This is a genomic window from Eubacterium sp. AF34-35BH (assembly GCF_003477765.1).
Lineage (GTDB): Bacteria > Bacillota > Clostridia > Lachnospirales > Lachnospiraceae > Eubacterium_G.
Window position 1 is genome coordinate 52,892 of the sequence record NZ_QUDZ01000004.1, and the last position, 23,578, is coordinate 76,469.

General features: G+C 32.9%; 21 protein-coding genes. 17 read left to right on the forward strand and 4 right to left on the reverse strand.

Translation table 11 applies throughout. The annotated features are described in order from the left end of the window. Nucleotides 1–201: 201 nt before the first annotated feature. From DWZ69_RS05405 to DWZ69_RS05415, 3 genes are all read left to right on the forward strand, one after another. Nucleotides 202–1,125 (forward strand): S8 family peptidase, encoded by a 924-nt coding sequence (locus DWZ69_RS05405; RefSeq protein ID WP_118436427.1) that lies wholly within the window; start codon nt 202–204, stop codon nt 1,123–1,125. Nucleotides 1,126–1,450: 325 nt separating this feature from the next. Continuing rightward, nucleotides 1,451–2,662, forward strand: coding sequence for an NADP-dependent isocitrate dehydrogenase (locus DWZ69_RS05410; RefSeq protein WP_117999481.1), 1,212 nt, complete (start codon nt 1,451–1,453; stop codon nt 2,660–2,662). Nucleotides 2,663–2,773: 111 nt separating this feature from the next. Beyond that, on the forward strand, nt 2,774–4,507 hold the full coding sequence (locus DWZ69_RS05415; RefSeq protein WP_117999482.1) for an ABC transporter ATP-binding protein: 1,734 nt from the start codon (nt 2,774–2,776) through the stop codon (nt 4,505–4,507). A 251-nt stretch (nt 4,508–4,758) separates the two neighbouring features. On the opposite strand, the gene arcC is transcribed toward DWZ69_RS05415, so the two are convergent. Both arcC and DWZ69_RS05425 read right to left on the reverse strand, forming a co-directional pair. Beyond that, the gene (arcC, locus tag DWZ69_RS05420) at nt 4,759–5,691 is read right to left on the reverse strand and encodes a carbamate kinase (protein WP_117999483.1); all 933 of its coding nucleotides are present in this window, start codon (nt 5,689–5,691) and stop codon (nt 4,759–4,761) included. A 449-nt stretch (nt 5,692–6,140) separates the two neighbouring features. Beyond that, entirely contained in the window at nt 6,141–6,440 is a 300-nt protein-coding gene (locus DWZ69_RS05425) for a metal-sensing transcriptional repressor (RefSeq protein WP_022166017.1), read from the reverse strand. Between the two features lie 132 nt (nt 6,441–6,572). Here DWZ69_RS05425 and DWZ69_RS05430 point away from each other — a divergent pair, with 132 nt between their 5' ends. Then, nucleotides 6,573–8,897: a heavy metal translocating P-type ATPase gene (locus DWZ69_RS05430; protein WP_347475075.1), complete on the forward strand. Its 2,325-nt coding sequence runs from the start codon at nt 6,573–6,575 to the stop codon at nt 8,895–8,897. A 99-nt stretch (nt 8,898–8,996) separates the two neighbouring features. Here the strand turns inward: DWZ69_RS05430 and DWZ69_RS05435 are convergent, their stop codons facing one another. Next, nucleotides 8,997–10,910: an ABC-F family ATP-binding cassette domain-containing protein gene (locus DWZ69_RS05435; protein ID WP_118436429.1), complete on the reverse strand. Its 1,914-nt coding sequence runs from the start codon at nt 10,908–10,910 to the stop codon at nt 8,997–8,999. A gap of 149 nt (nt 10,911–11,059) precedes the next feature. On the opposite strand from DWZ69_RS05435, the gene DWZ69_RS05440 reads away from it, so the two are divergent. From DWZ69_RS05440 to DWZ69_RS05495, 12 genes are all read left to right on the forward strand, one after another. Beyond that, nucleotides 11,060–11,698, forward strand: a complete 639-nt coding sequence (locus DWZ69_RS05440; RefSeq protein WP_117999485.1) for a redox-sensing transcriptional repressor Rex — start codon at nt 11,060–11,062, stop codon at nt 11,696–11,698. Between the two features lie 13 nt (nt 11,699–11,711). Next, nucleotides 11,712–13,184, forward strand: a complete 1,473-nt coding sequence (locus DWZ69_RS05445; protein ID WP_117999486.1) for an NAD(P)H-hydrate dehydratase — start codon at nt 11,712–11,714, stop codon at nt 13,182–13,184. Between the two features lie 37 nt (nt 13,185–13,221). Next, entirely contained in the window at nt 13,222–14,418 is a 1,197-nt protein-coding gene (gene alr / locus DWZ69_RS05450) for an alanine racemase (protein WP_347475076.1), read from the forward strand. 70 nt (nt 14,419–14,488) lie between these two features. Continuing rightward, the gene (locus DWZ69_RS05455; protein ID WP_117999487.1) at nt 14,489–14,836 is read left to right on the forward strand and encodes a type II toxin-antitoxin system PemK/MazF family toxin; all 348 of its coding nucleotides are present in this window, start codon (nt 14,489–14,491) and stop codon (nt 14,834–14,836) included. An 81-nt stretch (nt 14,837–14,917) separates the two neighbouring features. Further along, nucleotides 14,918–15,646: a YebC/PmpR family DNA-binding transcriptional regulator gene (locus DWZ69_RS05460; RefSeq protein ID WP_022166010.1), complete on the forward strand. Its 729-nt coding sequence runs from the start codon at nt 14,918–14,920 to the stop codon at nt 15,644–15,646. Nucleotides 15,647–15,658: 12 nt separating this feature from the next. Beyond that, nucleotides 15,659–16,396, forward strand: coding sequence for an HAD-IA family hydrolase (locus DWZ69_RS05465; protein WP_117999488.1), 738 nt, complete (start codon nt 15,659–15,661; stop codon nt 16,394–16,396). A gap of 190 nt (nt 16,397–16,586) precedes the next feature. Further along, nucleotides 16,587–17,402, forward strand: a complete 816-nt coding sequence (larE, locus tag DWZ69_RS05470) for an ATP-dependent sacrificial sulfur transferase LarE (RefSeq protein ID WP_117999489.1) — start codon at nt 16,587–16,589, stop codon at nt 17,400–17,402. A gap of 13 nt (nt 17,403–17,415) precedes the next feature. Then, the gene (larB, locus tag DWZ69_RS05475) at nt 17,416–18,174 is read left to right on the forward strand and encodes a nickel pincer cofactor biosynthesis protein LarB (RefSeq protein ID WP_117999664.1); all 759 of its coding nucleotides are present in this window, start codon (nt 17,416–17,418) and stop codon (nt 18,172–18,174) included. Nucleotides 18,175–18,192: 18 nt separating this feature from the next. Further along, nucleotides 18,193–19,464, forward strand: coding sequence for a nickel pincer cofactor biosynthesis protein LarC (larC, locus tag DWZ69_RS05480; protein WP_117999490.1), 1,272 nt, complete (start codon nt 18,193–18,195; stop codon nt 19,462–19,464). 3 nt (nt 19,465–19,467) lie between these two features. Continuing rightward, the gene (locus tag DWZ69_RS05485) at nt 19,468–20,466 is read left to right on the forward strand and encodes an energy-coupling factor ABC transporter permease (protein WP_117999491.1); all 999 of its coding nucleotides are present in this window, start codon (nt 19,468–19,470) and stop codon (nt 20,464–20,466) included. 40 nt (nt 20,467–20,506) lie between these two features. Next, complete coding sequence (gene cbiQ / locus DWZ69_RS05490) at nt 20,507–21,274, forward strand: cobalt ECF transporter T component CbiQ (protein ID WP_117999492.1); 768 nt, start codon at nt 20,507–20,509, stop codon at nt 21,272–21,274. A gap of 108 nt (nt 21,275–21,382) precedes the next feature. Further along, nucleotides 21,383–22,087, forward strand: coding sequence for an ABC transporter ATP-binding protein (locus DWZ69_RS05495; protein WP_117999493.1), 705 nt, complete (start codon nt 21,383–21,385; stop codon nt 22,085–22,087). Nucleotides 22,088–22,243: 156 nt separating this feature from the next. Here the strand turns inward: DWZ69_RS05495 and DWZ69_RS05500 are convergent, their stop codons facing one another. Further along, nucleotides 22,244–22,798: a hypothetical protein gene (locus tag DWZ69_RS05500; RefSeq protein WP_117999494.1), complete on the reverse strand. Its 555-nt coding sequence runs from the start codon at nt 22,796–22,798 to the stop codon at nt 22,244–22,246. A gap of 139 nt (nt 22,799–22,937) precedes the next feature. On the opposite strand from DWZ69_RS05500, the gene rlmH reads away from it, so the two are divergent. Beyond that, a complete protein-coding gene (gene rlmH / locus DWZ69_RS05505) occupies nt 22,938–23,417 on the forward strand; it encodes a 23S rRNA (pseudouridine(1915)-N(3))-methyltransferase RlmH (RefSeq protein ID WP_117999495.1) in 480 nt (159 codons plus the stop codon). Nucleotides 23,418–23,578: the final 161 nt, after the last annotated feature.

The following is a 23,578-nucleotide window of genomic DNA, read 5'->3' on the forward strand; positions in this document are numbered from 1 at the left end:
AAGTATTAATGTTCTATTTAATATGATTGTGATGTTATAGCTCCTAAATATTTATTACAGATATTGTTACAAAATGATTATTCATAATTGTGAGAGTATGGGCGTGATGAACTTTGGGAAAGTCAATCTCCATAGACAATTAAAATGTGTACGCATATATTAAATTAGAAATAATTAGAAAAAAATAATCTAGGATTTAATATGAATATTGTTAGGAATAAATTAAAAATAAACATAATACATGAAAAGAAAATTATGGGCGAAGATATTGTTGTAGCAATTTTGGATAGTGGAATTGCTGGTCATCCTGATTTTGAAAATAGAATTGTTCTATTTAAAGATTTTACAAAGGAAAGAAGTTTTGATGAAATAGCAGAAAACAAAGTGTATGATGATGAAGGTCATGGAACTCATGTGGCAGGAATAATTGGTGGTAATGGCAATTTGTCAAAAGGTGTGTTCAAAGGTATTGCTCCAAAATCAAACTTAGTATCTTTAAAAGTATTAGACAAAACAGGTAGAGGAATAGAAGAAAATGTAATTGATGGTATACATTGGATTATTGACAATGGAAAAAGTTATGGCATAAAAATTGTTAACATTTCTTTTGGTACTTTGGGTAATGAAAAGGATGAAAACAAAAGACTGCTAAAAGAAGTGGAACTTTTATGGGATTTAGGTTATATAGTAGTGGCTGCTGCAGGTAATAACGGGCCGGGACCAAGTTCAATTTCCACGCCTGGAGATTGTGGCAAAATTATAACTGTAGGTGCAGAAAATGATAATGTACAGATGAAAGTTAATGGAAAAATTATTTACAACTATTCAGGGCGCGGTCCTACAAAACAATGTATAGTAAAACCTGACATTGTAGCACCGGCAAACAATATTATTAGTTGTTGTAATTTGTGGAGAAAAAAATATTTGTATGTGAAGAAAAGTGGCACATCAATGGCTACACCAATTATTACGGGCATTATAGCTTTAATGTTAAGTTGCAATAATAATCTTACAAATACGGAATGTAAAAAAATCCTAAAAAGCAGTGCAACGGATATGTTTATGGACAGAAACAGACAGGGGGCAGGTCTTGTTAATGTATGTGAAATTTTTAAAATAATATAGGGAAAAATAAGCCTAATTTATCATGCGATAGCGTAAAGGGCATGTATGGAGATTCTTTATTAGTTACTAAAACAAGTGTAACAATTAAAAAATTGAAGTCTAAAAAGAAATATTACTTCAGAGTAAAAGCTTATAAAAAGTATGGAAGTAGAAAAGTTCTTTCAAAAAAATGGAGTAATGTTAAGAGGGTAAAAATAAAATAAGATTCTTTGCGACAAATAATGTTTTGTTTAAAGGATTACTGTGAAGTCTCTTTGACTTTACATTCTTGTTGAATTTAGATATAATCTACAAAGATACTACAGTAGATTTAGGAGGACTTATGATGGAAAAAATTAAAATGACTACTCCATTAGTAGAAATGGATGGAGACGAAATGACAAGAATTCTTTGGAAAATGATTAAAGATGAGTTATTGTTACCATTCGTAGATTTAAAGACAGAGTATTATGATTTAGGTTTAAAGTACAGAAATGAAACTAATGATCAGGTTACTTTTGATTCAGCAGAAGCTACAAAGAAATACGGAGTAGCTGTTAAATGTGCAACTATTACACCAAATGCAGCAAGAATGCCTGAATACAATTTAAAGGAAATGTGGAAGAGTCCTAACGGAACTATCAGAGCTATTTTAGATGGTACAGTTTTCAGAGCACCAATTATTGTAAAAGGTATTGAACCTTATGTAAAGAATTGGACAAAGCCAATTACTATTGCACGTCATGCATACGGTGATGTTTATAAGGGTGTTGAAATGAAAATCCCAGCTGCCGGAAAAGCAGAACTTGTATACACAAATGAAGCAGGAGAAGAAACAAGAGAATTAATTCATAACTTTGAAACACCTGGTATTATTCAGGGTATGCACAATATTAATGAATCAATTGAAAGCTTTGCAAGAAGTTGTTTTAATTTTGCCCTTGATACAAAACAGGATTTATGGTTTGCTACAAAAGATACTATTTCAAAGAAGTATGACCATACATTCAAGGATATATTTAATGATATTTTTGAAGCTGAATATAAAGAAAAATTTGATGCTGCAGGAATCGAATATTTCTATACACTTATCGATGATGCAGTAGCACGTGTTATGAGATCAGAAGGTGGATATATTTGGGCTTGTAAGAACTATGATGGTGACGTTATGTCAGACATGGTTGCTACAGCATTTGGTTCACTTTCAATGATGACATCTGTACTTGCTTCACCAAAGGGATACTACGAATATGAAGCTGCTCATGGTACAGTTCAGAGACATTACTACAAATACTTAAAGGGAGAAGAAACATCAACAAACCCTATTGCAACAATTTTTGCATGGTCAGGTGCTCTTAGAAAGAGAGGCGAAATTGATAATCTTCCTGAACTTATGGAATTTGCAGACAAACTTGAAAAAGCTTGTATCGACACAATCGAAAATGGTGAAATGACAGGTGACTTATATTTAATTTCAACATTAGAAAACAAGAAGAAATTAAATACAGAAGAATTTATTTTAGCAATTAGAAAAACATTAGAATCATTAATGGACTAATTATACATAATAAATAAAGTAAAAGAACTCCTTTGCCGTATAAATTAATTTTATATGACAAAGGAGTTTAATTGCGTTTCGCAATATAAAAATATTTTAGAGGAAAATATTATGAAAGAAAATCTTAAGAAAATGATTAGCTACTATAAACCGTACAAAAGAGTGTTTTTTGCAGATACTTTTTTTGCAATTATAGCATCTATAGTAGCTCTGATAATACCTTTGGTAGTTAGATATATTACTTCAACAGTTGTGCATATGAACCCACAACAGGCATTTAAGCAAATTTTGTACATTGCAATAGCTGTTTTTGTATTAATAATAATTCAAATTTACTGTAATTATTTTATATCAAATTATGGGCATGTAATGGGGGCAAAAATAGAATATGACATGAGAGCAGAAATTTTTGCACATTTTCAGAAAATGCCTTTTTCATTCTTTGATGACCAAAAAGTAGGTCAGCTAATGTCCAGAATCACATCTGACTTATTTGACATAACAGAATTACTACATCATGGACCTGAAAACGTAACTATTTCAGTAATAAAAATTATTGGTGCTTTATGTATTTTATTAAGTATCGATAAAAAACTTGCATTAGCTGCATTTGCTTTAGTTCCATTTATGATTGTCTATGCATATTTCTTTAATAAGAAAATGAAGCAAACATTTAGAATCAACAGAAAGAAAATAGCAGCCATTAACGAGCAGATAGAAGATAATTTGTCAGGTATCAGAGTTGTAAAATCTTTTGCCAACGAACAGCTTGAAAATGAAAAATTCGAAATTGGTAACAAGGCTTTCTTAGAGGCGAAGAAAAACAACTATAAATACATGGGTGGTTATAATGCCGGTCTAATTGGTTTTAATACCATGATTAACTTGGTGGTTATAGTTGCAGGTGGCATTATGTTTACAAAAAATATGGTTAATGTAACTGATTTTGTAACCTTCCTTCTTTATATAAATATTTTTACTGATCCTGTTAAAACATTGATTGATTTTACAGAGCAGTTCCAAAATGGATATTCCGGCTATGAAAGATTCAGACAGATTCTGGATATGGAACCTGAAATTAAAGATAAAGAGGGGGCTAAGGAACTGACAAATGTTGTAGGGAATATTAAATTTGATGATGTATCTTTTAGATATAATGATAATGATCATAGAGTTTTAAAGCACATTAATCTTGAAATTCCGGCAGGCTCCTATATTGCCTTAGTAGGTTCGTCAGGTGCAGGCAAAACAACACTGTGTAATCTTATACCGAGATTTTATGATGTAACAAAAGGAAGTATATCTATTGATGATGAAGATATAAGAAATGTGAAATTAAAATCTCTTAGAAACAATATTGGTATGGTACAACAGGATGTTTACCTTTTTGCCGGTACAATTTATGAAAATATTAAATATGGTAAGCCTACGGCAACAAAAGAAGAAGTAATTGCTGCTGCAAAAGAGGCAAATGCATACGACTTTATAATGTCACTGCCAAATGGTTTCGACACAGACATTGGACAACGAGGTATTAAACTTTCAGGTGGTCAAAAACAGAGATTATCAATAGCAAGAGTATTTCTTAAAAATCCACCAATTCTAATTTTTGATGAGGCAACATCAGCCCTTGATAACGAAAGTGAAAAAGTAGTTCAGGAGTCAATGGAGAAACTTGCAAAGAACAGAACAACTCTTGTAATTGCCCATAGACTATCAACTATTAGAAATGCTGAAAAAATCCTTGTTCTAACCGAAAATGGTATAGAAGAGCAGGGAACTCATAATGAACTAATAAATAAAAAAGGCATATATTACGATTTGTACAACATGACAGAAGTATAAGAAGTATAAAATAATAAAGTGTTTTTTAGGGCCTTCTAGTAAATAAAAGTGGTCATTCACAAATTAACGAAAGCACGCTCCCGCTGCCAAACGCTGGTAGTGGTTCTATCAAGCCAGCTACGCTGCCTTAATGAACCAACCGCGTTAGAGCACTTTCTTTTCAATTTGTGAATGACCACTTTTAAGCTTCTATAGAACAAAAAATACTCTCGTTACAAAATAGTAATGAGAGTATTTTTTGTTCTATGAATTTATTTGATTATTGTACCAATTTTTCCACGAATACCTTCTTTAGCTTTTGAAAGATTTGTGATAATTGCTTCACGTCCTTTACCGGCCTGAACAAATGATAATGACGCATCAATCTTAGGAAGTGAAGTTACAGGATCAAAATAGCCTTCTTCAATTAATTTCTCTGCATCAGAAGCAGTAAGTTCTTTTAATTCTTCTGTGTGACCGTCTTTTTCAATTGTAAGATAGTCGCTTGATGTAAGAATCATAAGAGTAGAAGCGTCTAACATGTCTGCAAGTTTTGCTGCTGTGTAATCTTTTTCAATGATACCGCTGGCGCCCTTTAAACCTGTACGCTGCTGTAAAACAGGGATACCGCCGCCACCTGCTGCTATAACTAACTGGTGAGCATCAACTAAAGCCTTAATGGCATCAATTTCGTAAATATCAATTGGCTTTGGACTTGCAATAATTCTTCTGTAGCCGTCTTCGCCTTCTTCATATTCAACGTAGTTTCCTTTTTTCTTTTCGTTATCAGCTTCTTCCTTAGTCATTAAACGACCAATAACTTTTGAAGGTGCATTAAATGCCTTGTCAAAAGGATCAACTCTAACCTGTGTAATAATTGTACTTACAGGTTTGTAAATGCCACGTGATAATAATTCTGTACGAATGGCATTCTGTAAATCAAAACCAATATATCCCTGACTCATAGCACCACAAATTGACATTGGTGCAACAGTTCTGTTTTCGTCAAGTCTTGAATATTCAGTCATGGCTGTCTGAATCATTCCTACCTGTGGTCCGTTACTATGAGTGATGATCACTTCATATTTTTCTTCAACTAAATCTGCAATAGCTTTTGCAGCGGCTTTAACTCTTTCCTGCTGCTTTGGAAATGACTCGCTAAATGCGTTTCTTCCAAGGGCAACAACTACTTTTTTGTTATCCATAATACTGTCTCCTTATCCGTTAAAATCAATATATATAGTATAAGATAAAATCACTTAAAATACAATAAAAGACATTAATTTAACAGGATTAAAAGATAAAATTATCATGTTTTAGAGGCATATTTAGCTTATGAATTAAAGTATTTGTTATTTATGGGTAAAAAGACTAGAGTAATGTAAGTAAAAAAATATTTGGAGGCATTATGAATTATTCCTTTGATAAAGTAGTAAATAGAAGAAATCCCTAGAAAGTCCTTTGAAATATAATGGAAAATACGAAATGAATTTTGCAAAATTTAAAAAATTCCATACAAAAACTACACAAAAAATAAGACAGCAACGCTCACTGTCTTATTTTTACTTTAAATGAAACTTTTTTAGAATTTCTTACTAAATCACCATTACTTAAAATAATTTTAGAATGCCAAGTGACATAAAATGTAGTTAAATTATTTAATGATTTTCTGGAGAAGGGCAAGTAGCTCTTCAACCTTTTCATCTTCACCATTTCTAATGTCGTCAACAATACATGTTCTAATATGATTGTTTAAAAGTTCTTTATTGAAAGCCGTTAAAGCTGCAGATACAGCAGAGGACTGTACAAGAATGTCAACACAATAAGTGTCATTTTCAACCATACCTTTTATGCCTCTGATTTGTCCCTCAATACGACTTAATCTGTTAATTAATTTTTTTCTTTCATCATCACTTCTGTGTTTAGTGTGACAGCTACAACAATTATCTGACATATACAATACCTACCTTTAGAAAGTTATACTAAAAACGTATAAAATTTTACATAATTATAAATAGTATATAAAAGGAAAATGAGAGTGTCAAATATAAACTTGACAAATACCCCTAGGGGGTATAATATAAAGGTGAAAAATGAAAGGGAAAGGTATGTTGTGGTCAAAATAGGGCAGGCATATCAGGTAAATATAATGAAACAATATAATGTTACAGGAATGCACTGCGCAGCCTGCAGTGCCAGGGTAGAAAAGGCTGTATCAAAAGTAGAAGGAGTGACGTCCTGTTCTGTTAGTCTGCTAACAAACTCCTTAGGGGTTGAAGGTGATGTTAGTGACAAGGAAATAATTAAAGCTATAAAAAAGGCAGGCTATGGAGCATCAGTTAAAAAGAAAGGCAAAAGTGAAAAAACTGTAGAAGAAATCGATGATTCTCTTGAAGACAAGGATACACCTGTTTTAAAGAAAAGATTAATATGGTCTTTATTCTTTTTAATTATTTTAATGTATTTTTCAATGGGTCACATGATGTGGAATTGGCCACTGCCTTCGTTCTATTACAACAACCATGTTGCAATGGGCTTAACTCAGATGTTACTTACAATAATTATTATGGTTATTAATCAACAGTTTTTTATTTCAGGTTACAAAAGCCTGTTTCAGTTAGCACCTAATATGGACACCCTTGTGGCGTTAGGTTCATCGGCAGCTTTTGGTTATAGTACAGTATCATTATTTTTAATGACATCTGCACAGGTTAAAGGCGATGAGGCGTTGGTTATGAAATATATGATGGAATTGTATTTCGAATCGGCAGCAATGATTTTAACATTAATTACAGTTGGAAAAATGCTTGAATCTCACTCTAAAGGTAAGACTACGGATGCATTAAAAAGCTTAATGAAACTTGTTCCAAAAACAGCAAATGTTATACGTGACGGTAAGGAAATAAATATTAATGCATCAGAAGTTTTAAAGGACGATGTATTTGTTGTAAGGCCGGGAGAAAACATACCCGTTGATGGAGTTGTAATAGAAGGTCATAGTGCAGTAAATGAATCTGCCTTAACAGGAGAAAGTATTCCTGTTGACAAAGAAGAAAACAGTATGGTTTATGGGGCAACAATAAATCAGTCAGGTTTGTTAAAATGCAAAGCAACCAAGGTTGGTGAAGATACAACTTTATCTCAAATTATTCAAATGGTAAGCGATGCTGCGGCAACAAAGGCACCAATTGCAAAAGTTGCTGATAAAATTTCAGGTATATTCGTACCAGCAGTTATTTTAATTGCAATTGTTACAATGATTGGCTGGCTAATACTTGGAAAAGAAATAGGTTTCGCTCTGGCTAGAGGAATTTCAGTTTTAGTTATAAGCTGCCCATGTGCATTAGGACTTGCCACACCTGTTGCCATTATGGTTGGAAACGGTAAGGGTGCAAAAAACGGGATTTTATTTAAAAACGCAGTAGCATTAGAAGAAACAGGAAAAATCAATATTATAGCATTAGATAAAACCGGCACAATTACTGCAGGAACTCCAAAGGTTACAGACATTTATCCAATGGAAGGAATTACTGATAATGAATTACTTCAAATGGCATACAGTCTTGAAATAAACAGTGAGCATCCTTTGGCAAAAGCTGTTGTGGAAAGAGCAGAAGGTGACGGTATAATTTCAGAAGAAATAACTGATTTTCTGGCTTTAACGGGTAATGGCTTAACAGGCACATTAAATGGTGAAAAGTTATTAGGCGGTAGTATTAAATATATGGATGAAACTATTGGTTTAAATGAAAAAGCCAAAGAAATATCCCAAGAGTATGCAAGTCAGGGTAAAACACCATTATTGTTTGCAAAGAATAATAAATTAATGGGTATTATTGCAGTTGCTGATATTATAAAAGAAGATAGCGCTCAGGCAATTAAAGAATTACAAAACATGGACATAAAAGTTGTAATGGTAACAGGTGATAATGAAAGAACAGCCAATGCAATTAGTAAGCAGGTTGGAACTGATGATGTAATTGCAGGCGTTTTACCAGATGGTAAGGAAGAAGTTATCAAACAGCTTAAATCAGGTGGAAAGGTTGCTATGGTAGGTGATGGCATTAATGATGCACCTGCACTAACCAGAGCTGACATTGGAATTGCCATAGGAGCAGGAACAGATGTAGCAATAGATGCAGCTGATATTGTATTAATGAAAAGCAGTTTAATGGATGTACCGGCTGCTATAAAGCTAAGTAAAGCAGCACTTAGAAACATTCACGAAAACTTATTCTGGGCATTTATATACAATGTTATAGGCATACCTTTAGCAATAGGTTTGTTTATACCATTTGGAATTACATTAAATCCCATGTTTGGGGCAGCGGCAATGAGTTTAAGTAGCTTCTGCGTTGTATCAAATGCATTAAGATTAAATTTCGCTAAGATTTATAGCAAAGAAAAGTAAAAAAATAAAAAACAAACATAAAACAGAAAGGGGACAAATTACTACTTAACAGTAGAAAATCTTGTCCCCTTTTTGTAATAGAAAAATCTTTAGTGATTCTTATAACTGATCAGAAAGAATTTCCCATTCCTCCATAAGTTTATCTAGTTTATCACTGATTTCATTTTGCTCTTTGCCGATTTCATTTAACTTGGCTGAATTAGTTGAAACACTCGGATATGCAACCATTTCATCAAGTTCATTTAAGCGGTCTTCGTATTTTTTGATTTTTTCTTCTACTTTTGAGATATCATTTTTCAATTTTCTAATCCTTGCGGCTTCTGCCTTCCTTTCTAAATAATCCTGTTTGTTGCTGGAAGTAGTTTTCTCGGCTTTTGTCTTTTCTTCCTTAGGGGCAAAAGTTGCAGTAAGTTCTTCCTTTTTCTCCTCATAATAATCATAGTTACCAAGGTAATTAATAAGTTTTGTGTTTGTTAATTCAAGTATACGATTGGCAGTCTGGTTTATAAAATATCTGTCGTGTGATACATACAAAACTGTTCCTGTATAATTATTTATTGCATTTTCCAAAATTTCTTTTGAAGCCATATCCAAATGGTTTGTGGGTTCGTCCAAAATAATAAGATTAGCTTCCGATAACATTAATTTTGCAAGGGAAAGGCGTCCTTTTTCACCACCACTTAAATCTGATACACGCTTGAAAACATCTTCGCCTGTAAACATAAAAGCAGCCAGAGTGTTTCGGATTTTTGTATTAGTCATATTTGGATATGAATTTGCTATTTCTTCAAATAAAGTATTTTCATCTGTAAGATTGTGTTGTTCCTGGTCATAATATCCAATATGTACATTTGTGCCCAACTTAATCATACCTGAGTCTGCATCAACTAAGCCGTTTATTATTTTTAATATAGTGGTTTTTCCTGTGCCGTTATCACCAATAATTGCTACATGTTCACCACGTTTTATTTCAAAACTTATATTCTTAAAAAGAAGAGTATTATAAGATTTTTCAAGGTTCTCAACAGACAAAACATCGTTTCCACTGACAATGTCAGGCTCCAATTTAATGGTCATGTTATTTTTTAACTCTTCAGGCTTTTCAATTAGATCCATTTTTTCTAATTGCTTTTCACGGCTTTCTGCACGCTTATAAAATTTTTCCTGTTTGTAAGAGCGAAGTTTGGCAATAACTTCTTCCTGATGTTTGATTTCACTTTGCTGTTTTAAATAGGCATTCATTGTAGCAACTCTTAATTCCTGTTTTTTTACAGCAAAGTCAGAATAGTTACCACTGTATACATGTGCTTTATGGTTTTCAATTTCTATAACTTTAGAAACTATCTTGTCTAAAAAGTAGCGGTCATGGGCGATTATTAAAACAGCCCCGTTATAGTTAAGCAAATATGTTTCCAACCATTTAATTGAATTTAAATCAAGGTGGTTAGTAGGCTCGTCCAACATAATAATATCAGGTTTTTCTAACAAAAGTTTGCAAAGGGCAACACGAGTTTTCTGACCACCTGAAAGATTACCAACAGACTTATTAAAATCATCTTCCGTAAATCCAAGACCTTTTATTACACCCTCAATTTCACTTTTGTATGAATAGCCATTTAATAATTGAAAACGATGTTCCAGGTTAGTGTAAGTTTCTATTAATTTAGAAAGTTCATCACCTGAAACCTTTGCCATTTCTTTCTCGTATTCCAAAAGTTTTTGTTCCATGTCAATTAAGTTCTGTTTAACAGATTTTACTTCTTCGTAAATAGTAGTGTCTGAACCTAAATCCTGATACTGGGCAAGGTAACCGATAGTTTTATCCTTGCCAATAATAACGTTTCCGTCATCAGGTGAAAGTTCCCCCATTATAATCTTCATAATGGTAGATTTTCCGGCACCGTTATTTCCAACAATGGCTGCTTTTTCATTATCATTTATGAAAAAAGAGCAGTCATTTAAAATTGTTTCAACACCGTATGATTTGCTTATATGATTACATGATAATATCATGAGAATCCTCCTGTTTAATTGAATTTCACTAATTAACTAGTTTATCATAAAATGCTGAAATTTAAAACAAAATATAGAATGACAAATATTTGACAATATTTTGCTATATCCTTATAATTAACCATATATATATAAGGTAGGAGAATGTGATGAATAAAATCTCAAAAGCGGTAGTTTCAAGACTACCACGTTATTATAGATATTTAGATGAGTTAAAAGCTCAAAACATCGAAAGAATCTCGTCAAAAGAGCTAAGTCAGATGATGAATGTTACAGCATCCCAGATTAGACAGGACTTAAATAATTTTGGTGGTTTCGGTCAGCAGGGATATGGGTATAATGTACAATATCTTTATGACGAAATAGGAAAGTTACTTGGTCTTAATGTACCCCACAAAATGGTTATTGTAGGAGCAGGAAATTTAGGTCAGGCGATTGCTAATTATGGCAACTTCAGAAACAGAGGCTTTGAAATAACAGCATTGTTTGACAAAAATCCTGATTTAATTGGTAAGAAAACACAGAATGCGGAAATTTTAGATATTTCTACACTTTATGATTATGTTAAGGAAAATAATGTTGAAATTGTTGCGTTAACATTACCAAAAGGACCGGCTAAGGAAGTTGCTGAAAAATTAGTAGAATGTGGAGTAAAGGCTTTTTGGAACTTTGCTCATACAGATTTAGGCTTTGGCGGTGACATTTTAGTTGAAAATGTTCATTTGTCTGAAAGTTTAATGAAGCTTACATATAGAATATCAGAAAAGAATAAACAGGAGAGTTTATAGATAGGAGTGGCCTATGAAAAATATTCTTACAAGCAGTGAAATGAAAAAAGTTGATACTGAAACAATTGAAAGAATCGGGATTCCGGGAATTGTTTTAATGGAAAGAGCGGCCTTAAGTGTTGCTTCTTTAATTATGGAAAATGAGCCGGTAACAAAAACTGTTCAGGTTATAGCCGGTGTAGGAAATAACGGGGCAGATGGTCTTGCTATATGTAGAATGCTTTATTTGAAAGGCTACAATACATGTACATGCGTTATTGGTGACATTAATAAGGCAACAGAGGATTTTAAAACACAGCTTAGAATAAATGAAAATCTTGGCATAAGTATTGTTGAAGATTTTGCTGATTGCGATATTTTTGTTGATGCAATTTTTGGCGTTGGTTTATCCAGAGAAGTAGAAGGTAAGTATAAGGATGCCGTTGAATATATAAATAATCAAAGGGCAAAAGTTTATGCAGTCGACATTCCATCAGGCATTGATGGAAGTACAGGAGAAGTTCTTGGAGTCGCGATTAAGGCGGACTATACCGTGACTTTCGGCTTTCATAAAGTTGGTACAGTATTGTATCCGGGAGCAGATTATTGTGGGAAAGTCATTGTAAGTGATATTGGATATGAATCATGGGAAAACAGTGATTTTATAAAATATGCTACAAGAGAAGATTTAAAATATCTGCCAAGAAGAATTAATTATTCTTATAAGGGTAATTACGGTAAGGTTTTAATTATTGCAGGCAGCAAAGAGATTTCAGGTGCCGCGGCACTGTCCGCTTTGGCTGCTTTTAAAACAGGTGCAGGTATGGTTCGCATATTTACACACGAAAATAACAGAAATATTTTAGGGAAGCTTTTACCGGAAGCAATGATTAATACTTATACAATTGATAAATTTGATATTAAGTCATTACAGGCAGCAATTAAGTGGTGCGATGTAATAGCAGTAGGTCCCGGAATGGGAACCGGTGAAGTTCAAACAGAAATTGTTAATGAAGTGTTAGAATCAAAAATACCTACAGTTATTGATGCTGATGGTATTAATACAATATCAAGACATAACGAAATAAAAGAAAAACTTCATGATAAAGTTATTTTAACACCTCATCTTGGAGAAATGAGCAGATTCCTTGCAGTACCGGCTAAAGAAATTGCACAGAATTTAATTAAATATACAAGAAAAGTCAATTATAAATATGGCGCCACAGTTGTTTTAAAAGATGCAAGAACTGTTATGGCTAATAAGAAAGGGACTTATATTAATTTAACAGGCAATAGTGGTATGGCCACAGCAGGAAGTGGAGATGTTCTAACAGGTATTATGGTAGCTTTGCTTGGTACAAAAACAGATTTTGAAAAAGTTCCGGCACTGGCTACGTTTTTGCATGGAATAGCAGGTGATTTGGCAGCCATGGAATCAAGTAAGGAATCCATGATGGCAGGAGATATTTGTAATAATATTACAAAAGCTTACAACGGCGATTTTTAGAATTAAGATTAGAAGAAAATGAAAGGTTGTGGAAAAAGTGGAAACAGTAGATATGGATAAAAAATATTTTAGAGTTTATGCAACAGTTGATTTAGACAAAATTCACAGAAATGTTGAATTAATGAAATGCAAAATGAAAAAGGAAACAGGAATTGTTGCAGTAATAAAAACAGACGGTTATGGACATGGAGCGGTTCCAATTGCAAAAGCATTAGATGATATTTGTTATGGTTATGCAGTTGCTACAGCTTACGAAGGACATAATTTACGAAGACATGGAATAACAAAACCAATATTTATTCTTGGTTACACACCTGAATGTACTTATGAAACTGTTGTTAAGGAAGGTATGATACCGGCAGTTTTCTCAATAGAAGATGCTAAGAAATTGTCTGATATAGCAATTAGCTTAGATAAACATGTAAATATTGATATAGCAGTTGATACAGGTATGAGCAGAATCGGCTATATACCAAGTGATGAAGCTGTAAAGGAAATTGTAGCCATTGACGCACTGCCAAATGTAAAAATCGAGTCGATTTTTACTCATTTTGCAAAGGCTGATTATGTTGACAAAAGTGTTGCTTACAATCAGTTTAAGGAATTTAATGATTTTGTGGAAAAAGTAGAGTCAAATGGTGTAAAAATACCGGTTCATCAGTGCGCTAACAGTGCAGCCATTATGGAAATGCCTGAAACATCATTAAGCCTTTCAAGAGCAGGAATTTCAATGTATGGTCTTTATCCATCAGATGAAATGGACCATGAGGCAATGAAACTAGAACCTGCAATGAGTATATATTCACATGTAATATATGTAAAAGAAATTCCAGCAGGCAGAGGCGTAAGTTACGGTCATACTTTTGTGTCTGATAAGCCGATGACTGTTGCAACAATTCCTGTAGGTTATGGTGACGGCTATCCAAGAAACTTAAGCAACAAAGGCTATGTTTTAATTAATGGTAAGAAAGCTAACATCATTGGAAGGGTATGCATGGATCAGTTTATGGTTGATGTTACAGGTATGGATGTAAAAGTTGGCGATAAAGTTACATTAGTAGGTACTGATGGGGACGAAACAATATTAATTGATAAATTAGCCGAAGAAGCAGGTACTTTTAATTACGAATTTATTTGTGATTTAGGAAAAAGGGTTCCAAGAGTTTATTTAAAAGGTGGAAAAATAGTTGGCACAAAAGATTATTTTGAAGATGATTATAATCTTGAATTTTAATTTATAAAATTGAATACACATTCCAAAAAGTGGAATACTATAGTTATTATAATAGATTTGGAGTGTGGAAATGATTATAAAAAGAGGCGATATTTTTTATGCTGACTTAAGACCGGTTATTGGCTCTGAACAAGGTGGTATAAGACCGGTTTTGATTATACAGAATGATACAGGAAACAGACATAGTCCAACAGTTATTGTCGCAGCAATTACATCTAAAATGTCAAAAGCAAAACTGCCAACTCATATTAGAATAGACAAAAATAAATGCGATATAATTAAGGATTCGGTTATTTTACTTGAACAGTTAAGGACTATAGATAAACAAAGATTAAAAGATAAAGTCTGTCATTTGGATGAAGAAATGATGGGGACGATTAATAAGGCATTGTGCATTAGTCTGGAATTAGATACATAGATGTGCAAGTTGACTATTAAAATATAAAATGTTACACTTTAGAGTGCGTGTAAAATAAGAAATACAAAGGAGTGAAATTTTATGTCAGGACATTCAAAATTTGCGAATATTAAACATAAGAAAGAAAAAAATGATGCAGCAAAGGGAAAACTTTTTACAATTATCGGTAAGGAAATTGCTGTAGCAGTTAAGGAAGGCGGAGCTGATCCGGACAATAATAGTAAGTTACGTGATGTTATTGCAAAGGCAAAAGCTAACAACATGCCAAACGATACAATTGACAGAGGTATTAAGAAAGCTGCAGGTAACGCAGCGGCTGTTAATTATGAAACAGCAAGATATGAAGGATATGGACCAAACGGTACAGCTATTATTGTTGATGCCTTAACAGATAATAAAAACAGAACAGCAGCAAATGTTAGAAACTGTTTCACAAAAGGTGGCGGTAATGTAGGAACACAGGGTTGTGTATCATATATGTTTGACGAGAAAGGACAGATTATCATTGATAAGGAAGAATGTGATATGGATCCTGATGAACTTATGATGATGGCATTAGATGTAGGAGCTGAAGATTTTTCAGATGAAGAAGATAGTTATGAAATCTTAACTAATCCTGATGCTTTCAGTGAAGTTCGCGAAGCTTTAGAAAAAGAAGGAATTAAGATGGCAAATGCTGAAGTAACAATGATTCCTCAGAATTATGTTACATTAACAGACGAAGAAGCTATTAAGAAAATGAACATTATTATTGACAGATTAGATGAAGATGAAGATGTTCAGCAGGTTTACCACAACTGGGACGAATAGGATTAGATATTAATGAATACAGTATTATTTGATTTAGATGGAACATTACTTCCAATGGACATGAAAGAATTTACCGACATGTACATAAAACTTTTAAGTAGTAGACTGGAATCATCCAATTTTGATTCAAAGAAAATTGTTGCCGGGCTTTGGGTTGGCGTGAAAGCAATGGTTGCAAACGACGGTATTATTACAAATGAAGAGTGCTTTTGGAAAGCTTTTGCTAACTTCATGACAGGTGGCGGTGGAAAAATGGATTCCAAAGAAAAACGTAAGATTCAAAAAGAAATTACGAAGTTTTATAAAGAAGATTTTTCCATAGCAAGATATGTTACAAGCCCTCTTGAAACAGTAAATGAATGTATAGAAATTTTAAAAGAAAAAGGTTATACATTAGTTGTTGCAACAAACCCTATATTTCCAGAAGTGGCAATTTTAGAACGCTTGTCATGGACAGGATTATGTCAGGATGATTTTTCATTAATAACTACTTATGAGAATTCATGTTTTGCAAAACCTAACATTGAATATTATAAACATATATTAAAGGTTCTTGATAAGGATGCTGAAGATTGTTTAATGGTTGGAAACGATGTTACAGAAGACATGTGTGCTTCTCAAATAGGAATGGATGTATTTCTTTTAGAAGGTAATGTTATAAATGAAAATAATATTAATGTATCAGAAATAAAAAAAGGAAATTGGAATGTATTTAAGCAGTATATATCCAATCTTCCTACTTTAAAATAAAAATATAAAAAGAAGAAAAGTTGTTAATAATGGCTTTTCTTCTTTTTACGTAATAGGAAATGTTACAGCTAATTCATGCTTTTTAGGCATAAAATTGTATATAATATAGGCATTTGCAACAGATTTATATATATTTTAAAATATAATATAGTTTAATAAAAAGTATGTCTATTGGAAGGAACTGATTAATATGGATAAGGATTTAGAGGTTAAATACAATAATTTAAAAGAATATTTAAAATCATTAGGAAGCGTGGCAGTAGCATTTTCAAGTGGAGTAGATTCTACATTTCTTCTGAAAGTTGCTCATGATGTATTAGGAGATAAGGCAATAGCCATAACATTAAATGCGGCGGCTTTTCCTGAAAAAGAAACTAATGACGCAAGAGATTTCTGTAAGAGTGAAGGCATTAAGCACATAATATGCGGTTATAATCCTTTGGATATTGAAGGCTTTGCCGACAATCCACCTGACAGATGTTATATTTGTAAGAAAGTAATTTTTTCTGAAATAAAGAAACTTGCAAAAGAAAATAATATTGCCTATGTGGCAGAAGGCTCAAATATGAGTGATAACGGCGATTACCGACCGGGCTTAAAAGCTATTGAGGAGCTTAAAGTAGAAAGCCCACTTCAAAAGGCAAATTTATATAAATCAGAAATTAGAGAATTCTCTAAAATTTTAGGTTTAAAGACTTGGGATAAGCCAAGTAAGGCGTGCTTAGCATCAAGATTTGCATACGGTGAAAAGATTACAGAAGAAAAACTTATGATGATTGATAAGGCTGAAGATGTTATAATTAGTAAAGGCTATGTACAATCAAGAGTAAGAGTCCATGGAAATATTGCCCGTATTGAAATTCTTCCTGAACAAATAAATGATTTTATTGTAAATGACAGGGAACAAGTAGCTACATTGCTTAAAAAAATCGGCTTTTCCTATGTAACCCTTGATTTACAGGGCTATAGAACAGGTAGCATGAACGAAATTTTAAATGAAAAATAAAAAGAGAGTTAGTATGGATACAAAGGAATTATTACAGTTAGTTGCTGAAAAAAAGGTTTCTGTAGGTGATGCATTATTAGAATTAAAGAAAGAGCCTTTTGAGGACTTAGGTTTTGCCAAGCCTGATTTTCACAGAAAGCTTCGACAGGGAGTTGGGGAAGTGATTTATGGTGCCGGTAAGACACCTGACCAAATAGCAAAGATTTCAGAAAGCTTCATAAAAAATAATCAAAGCAATATTCTTATTACTAGAATGAGTAAGGAAGCGTCAGATTATGTAGAGAAGTATTTAGAAGCTTTGGAAGTTACATATTTTTATGATGAAATATCAAAAGTTGGTATTGTTGGAAATTTGGTAGAAAAGGATGGCCTAGGCAAAATTGTTGTTGCAACAGGTGGCACAAGTGATATGCCTGTGGCAGAAGAGGCGGCTCTCACGGCAGAATTTTTAGGAAATCATGTTGAAAGATTATATGACGTAGGTGTGGCAGGTTTGCATCGTTTGCTTGAAAATGTGGATAAAATAATGGAAGCAAAGGTCATAATTGCCATTGCAGGCATGGAAGGGGCACTTGCCAGTGTTATAGGTGGTTTGGCAGATTGTCCGGTTATTGCCGTACCTACAAGTGTAGGTTACGGGGCAGCCTTTGGTGGTATAACCCCACTTCTTTCAATGCTTAATTCATGCGCAAGTGGTGTAAGTGTTGTTAATATTGATAATGGTTTTGGAGCAGGCTATATGGCAAGTATGATTAACCATATAACAAAATAATTTATAAGGATGATGAAAATGAAAACATTATATTTGGAATGTAATATGGGAGCAGCCGGCGATATGCTTATGGCGACTTTAGTTGAGTTACTTGACAAACCAGATGAATTTGTAAATGAATTTAATAATTTGAATATACCTAACATTAAATTAATAAAAGAAGAAAGCACAAAATGTGGAATTGTTGGTACTCACATGCGAGTAATGGTTAATGGTGAAGAAGAAGTAAGTGAAGATGTTAACGTACAGGAAAACAATGTTTTACATGAACATGAACATGAGCACGAGCACGAGCACGAGCATACGCATGACAATGAACATGGCCACGACCATAGTCATGGACACCACTCACATAGTAGTCTTTCTCATATTGAAGAGATTATTAATGGGTTAGACATTCCTGCTAAAGTGAAAAAAGATGCAGTTAATGTGTATTGTTTAATTGGCGAAGCAGAAGCTAAAGCTCATAATAAAAGTATCAAAGAGATACATTTCCATGAAGTAGGTACAATGGATGCCATTGCCGATGTAGTTGGTGTGTGTATGTTGATTGACAAAATCAATCCTGACAGAATAATGGCATCACCTGTTCATGTAGGCAGTGGTAATGTTAGATGTGCTCATGGAATTTTACCTGTGCCGGCACCTGCTACAGCGTATATTTTAAGAGAGGTTCCTTCATATTCAGGTAACATTAAGGGTGAGTTGTGTACACCAACAGGGGCAGCTTTACTTAAATATTTTGCAGATGATTTTGATGCCATGCCTATAATGAAAACTCAGAAAATAGGCTACGGTATGGGAAATAAAGATTTCACAGTGGCAAATTGCGTTAGAGCTTTCTTAGGAGAAGAAGAGCAGAAAATGGATGATGTTCTGGAGTTGGTATGTAATATAGATGATATGACTGCTGAAGAAATAGGTTTTGCTACAGAAACTTTAATGAATAATGGTGCCTTAGATGTGTACACTACAAATATTAATATGAAAAAAAATCGCCCGGGAACAATGATTACATGTATGTGTAAAAATATAGACAAGGAAAAGTTCCTTAAATTAATTTTTAAATACACAACAACATTAGGCGTTAGAGAGTATATTTGTAAACGTTACGGACTTACAAGAAATGTTAAAACAATTGAAAGTTCATTAGGTGACATTTCATTAAAGGAATCTTACGGCTATGGAATATCAAAAGAAAAATTAGAATATGAAGATTTGGCTAGAATTGCAAAAGAGAAAAATCTTTCATTAAAAGAAATAAAAAAAGAAATATTAAAGGAGATTTAATAGATGCATATGGCAGATGGTTTGTTGTCACCTGAAGTTGGCGTAGCAATGTGGGCTGTAACAGCAGGGGCAACAGCGTATGGTATAAAGAAAATAACAGACAGCGATTTGTCTGAAAAAAAACTACCGGTTATGGCTGTGTCAGGCGCGTTTGTTTTTGCAGCCCAGATGATTAATTTTACCATACCGGGGACCGGTTCAAGCGGTCATATAGGCGGTGGAATTTTACTGGCAATGTTACTTGGAGAATTTCCTGCCTTATTAACTATTGCATCAGTTTTAGTTATACAATGCCTTATTTTTGCTGATGGAGGTTTGCTTGCGCTAGGAGCTAATATTTTTAATATGGGTGTCATTCCATGTTTAATAGTATTTCCAATTATAAGAATGTTTTTGAAAAATAACATATCCAAAACAAAACTTTCAGTATCGGCATTTTTAGGACCTGTGGTTGCACTTCAAATAGGTGCTTTTGGTGTTGTAATGGAAACACTTTTATCAGGGATAACAGAGTTTCCATTTAAAACATTCGTGGCGTTAATGTTACCAATTCATCTGGCAATTGGAGTAGGTGAAGGAATTGTAACAGCTGCAGTTGTTTTATTTGTTTGGAAAATGAGGCCTGAAATAATTAATTCGGCTTTATTTAAACAAAAAATAGACAAAAAAGTATCTGTAAAAAAAGTTACAGTGATTATTGGTATTGTTGCTGTTATAACAGGTGGTGTTTTATCTCTTTATGCTTCTTCTAATCCTGATGGATTGGAGTGGTCAATGGAAAAAACAGCAGGTACTTCAGAACTTAAAAATAGTGATAAAACTCATAGTGTAATGAGTCAGATTCAGGAAAAATTATCAATACTGCCTGATTATGATTTTAAGTCGCAAAAAAAAGGAAATGGAACGTCGGCTTCAGGTATTATAGGAGCGGGTATAACTTTTTGCCTTGCGCTAGGAGCAGGTGGAATAATAACTTACGTTAAGAAAAAGAAAAATAAGTAATAGGAGATAGCTGTTACGGAAGGGGTAACCTATAAATTTAATGAGTGGTATAAGAAGTAAAGTAAATGAAATTTATTCGTTAGAACAGTTAAGTATAAAAAATACTATAATACATAATATACATCCATTAATAAAGATGATAGTTACAGTTGTCTATATTGTTTGTATACTTAGTGTCAGACGTTATGATTTACTTAGATTTTCATATTTTTTGTTTTATTTGATAATCACTACAGCCTTAGCAGAATTACCTTTAAAAATTGTTATAAAAAGAACAATGATTGCTTTGCCTTTTGTACTTTTTGCAGGTATAAGTAATCTGATTATAAACAGGGAAACAGCATTTTTTATTGGAAGAATTGCTATTACTTATGGTTTGATTTCTTTTGTTGTTTTGATTATTAGAACTATGTTTTCGGTTTGGGCTTTATTAATACTAATTGCTACAACGCGGTTTTCTGATTTGACAAAGCAGTTAATAAGATTACATATACCACCATTAATCGTTAATTTAATGGAAATGATATATAGATATATTGGGGTTTTGGCTGAAGAAGTTTCAACAATGCTTGTATCCTATAGATTAAAGAATCCGGCATACAAGTGGCCACATATTAAGCACATGGGTCCCTTTGTTGGAAACCTGTTTTTAAAAAGCATTAACAAGGCAGAAAGAATATATAACGCCATGAAATGCAGAGGTTATGGAAGCAAACAGGTTGCATATCAGAAAGAAAAGATTGCATTGAAAGATATAGTATTCTTTTTGGTATGTACTGTGTCCAGTGTGATTTTTGTTATATTATAGAGAAAATGCTTTTGTATTTTAGTATTGAATTTTGAGTGTTGAATTTTTAGTATTTAAATTTAAGTATTTAAGAGTTTGCTATTATATTTGAAAACAAGAGGAAGAAATATGCTTACAATTAATAATGTTACAGTTGAATATCCTGACGGAACAAAGGCAATAAATAATTTATCCCTGAATGTTAAGTCCGGGGAAAAACTTGCACTAATAGGAGCTAACGGTGCCGGTAAGTCTACATTAATGTTAGCCATTGAAGGAATATTAGATAGTACAGGAGAAATTAAAATAGATGATTTAGTTGTGGACTCAAAAAACATTGTTAAAGTAAGACAGCAGGTGGGGATGCTTTTTCAAAATCCTGATGATCAGTTATTTATGGCTACTATATATGATGATATTGCTTTTGGCCCTAGAAATGCAGGTTTAGATGAAGAGTCTGTAAAATATAGAGTGGAAGACAGATTAAAATTATTGAATATTGAACACTTGAAGGACAAAACAGCCCTTAAATTATCAGGTGGCGAGAAAAGAATGGCAGCCTTAGCTACTGTTTTGGCAATGAAACCAAGTGTTATGTTATTAGATGAGCCAACAGCTTTTTTAGATCCTAAGGCAAGGCGTAATCTCATTAATGTCTTAAATTCCCTACCACATACAATGCTTATAGCCACTCATGACTTAACCTTTGCAAAAGAGGTTTGCAGAGAAGCCGTTGTTATTAAAGATGGTAATTTCTTTGCAAAAGGAAACTGCGATGAGATTTTGTATAATCAGGAATTAATGGATGAGGGTGGCATAGAAGCAATTATGTAAATAAAAGAAAAGAAGAAAAAGAGATTGCCTATTACTAAAAATAGACAATCTCTTTTATGATGTTTATCAAAAAATTCTGTTACATTAAAAGCATTCCACTAGGGACATGCATATTTGCTCCAATTATTGGAAAAGCCACTAAAAAATTTCAAAACACTATTCATAAATATTTTGATAAATTTGTTCAGTGTATTCATAAATTAAAGCTTCGTCAGCGTTTTCAAACTGATGCATTAATAAATCTTTAATTTTGTCAGCACGACTAAAATATAATATTTCTTCAGGTTCCCTTAAATCTAAACCTTCGTCTAAAAGTTCTTTTGAAATATTGTCTTTTGCCCAAGCTAAAATTTCTTCAATTAACTTATCTTCGGCTTCAGCATCGATTTTTACCTGCTTTGCATGCATAAAAGAAACAATGCCTGCAATAATAAATATAATAAAAATTCCACCCATTACAGAATCAAACAACCATGCCGTAGATGCGTTGATTGGAAGTGGTATAATATCAGCAAAAACTAAAATCATAAAAATAATTCCTGCGATACCAACAATAAGCATTGTTAAGGCTGATGATGTAATGTCCTTATATTTATCTGATAGTCGTACAAAGGAATGGACTTTGTTATCTGTATAATCGTACAGGCTTTCAGGCAATTTGTTTTCCTGCACATCTGAAGTTTTGTTGTTTTCGAAATTGCTATCTTCCATATTGTGCCTCCTTAAAAAGTAACTGATATTCATAAACTAACACTATTATAAACTATTAAATGGTTATAAACAAGTAAATGATATTTATTTTTGCTTTCAAATAGAGTACAATAAGTCTATTGCAAATAAGGAGATACAGATGAAAATTACATTATTAACAGTAGGAAAAATTAAAGAAAAGTTTTACGTGGATGCCATAAAAGAATACAGCAAAAGATTATCAAGATATTGTAAATTAAATATCATTGAAGTTGCTGATGAGAAAACAACAGAAAATTCAACGGAAGCAGAAATCAATATTGTAAAAGAAAAAGAGGCAGCAAGACTTAGCAAGCATATATCGGAAGGGGCTTTTGTCATAACTCTTGAAATCCTTGGTAAACAGTTGGATTCAGTGGAATTATCAAAGAAAATTAATCAGTTAGGAATAGAAGGAAAAAGCCATATTATATTTATAATAGGCGGTTCCCTTGGATTACATGAATCAATATCAAAACGGGCTGACTTCAAATTAAGCTTTTCAAAAATGACATTTCCACATCAGTTAATGAGAGTTATTCTTTTAGAACAGATTTACAGAAGCTACAGAATAATAAATAATCAGCCATATCATAAATGATGGTGTGGCTGATTATTTGTAATGATTTAGCAGATTACATAGAACAAGAGATAATAATTGATTTATATTGGAATGGATATTCGTAAACAGTTATATGAAAATAGTCATAAAAAATAGAGGTGTAAGTTCACAAATTGACTTATACCTCTATTTTCTATTTA

What these genes read in the sequence shown, in the direction of transcription:
- DWZ69_RS05405 (WP_118436427.1), top strand. Translation starts at nt 202, where the DNA reads ATGAATATTGTTAGGAATAAATTAAAAATAAACATAATACATGAAAAG.
- DWZ69_RS05410 (WP_117999481.1), top strand. Translation starts at nt 1,451, where the DNA reads ATGGAAAAAATTAAAATGACTACTCCATTAGTAGAAATGGATGGAGAC.
- DWZ69_RS05415 (WP_117999482.1), top strand. Translation starts at nt 2,774, where the DNA reads ATGAAAGAAAATCTTAAGAAAATGATTAGCTACTATAAACCGTACAAA.
- arcC (WP_117999483.1), bottom strand. Translation starts at nt 5,691, where the DNA reads ATGGATAACAAAAAAGTAGTTGTTGCCCTTGGAAGAAACGCATTTAGC.
- DWZ69_RS05425 (WP_022166017.1), bottom strand. Translation starts at nt 6,440, where the DNA reads ATGTCAGATAATTGTTGTAGCTGTCACACTAAACACAGAAGTGATGAT.
- DWZ69_RS05435 (WP_118436429.1), bottom strand. Translation starts at nt 10,910, where the DNA reads ATGATATTATCATGTAATCATATAAGCAAATCATACGGTGTTGAAACA.
- DWZ69_RS05440 (WP_117999485.1), top strand. Translation starts at nt 11,060, where the DNA reads ATGAATAAAATCTCAAAAGCGGTAGTTTCAAGACTACCACGTTATTAT.
- DWZ69_RS05445 (WP_117999486.1), top strand. Translation starts at nt 11,712, where the DNA reads ATGAAAAATATTCTTACAAGCAGTGAAATGAAAAAAGTTGATACTGAA.
- DWZ69_RS05455 (WP_117999487.1), top strand. Translation starts at nt 14,489, where the DNA reads ATGATTATAAAAAGAGGCGATATTTTTTATGCTGACTTAAGACCGGTT.
- DWZ69_RS05460 (WP_022166010.1), top strand. Translation starts at nt 14,918, where the DNA reads ATGTCAGGACATTCAAAATTTGCGAATATTAAACATAAGAAAGAAAAA.
- DWZ69_RS05465 (WP_117999488.1), top strand. Translation starts at nt 15,659, where the DNA reads ATGAATACAGTATTATTTGATTTAGATGGAACATTACTTCCAATGGAC.
- larE (WP_117999489.1), top strand. Translation starts at nt 16,587, where the DNA reads ATGGATAAGGATTTAGAGGTTAAATACAATAATTTAAAAGAATATTTA.
- larB (WP_117999664.1), top strand. Translation starts at nt 17,416, where the DNA reads ATGGATACAAAGGAATTATTACAGTTAGTTGCTGAAAAAAAGGTTTCT.
- larC (WP_117999490.1), top strand. Translation starts at nt 18,193, where the DNA reads ATGAAAACATTATATTTGGAATGTAATATGGGAGCAGCCGGCGATATG.
- DWZ69_RS05485 (WP_117999491.1), top strand. Translation starts at nt 19,468, where the DNA reads ATGCATATGGCAGATGGTTTGTTGTCACCTGAAGTTGGCGTAGCAATG.
- cbiQ (WP_117999492.1), top strand. Translation starts at nt 20,507, where the DNA reads ATGAGTGGTATAAGAAGTAAAGTAAATGAAATTTATTCGTTAGAACAG.
- DWZ69_RS05495 (WP_117999493.1), top strand. Translation starts at nt 21,383, where the DNA reads ATGCTTACAATTAATAATGTTACAGTTGAATATCCTGACGGAACAAAG.
- DWZ69_RS05500 (WP_117999494.1), bottom strand. Translation starts at nt 22,798, where the DNA reads ATGGAAGATAGCAATTTCGAAAACAACAAAACTTCAGATGTGCAGGAA.
- rlmH (WP_117999495.1), top strand. Translation starts at nt 22,938, where the DNA reads ATGAAAATTACATTATTAACAGTAGGAAAAATTAAAGAAAAGTTTTAC.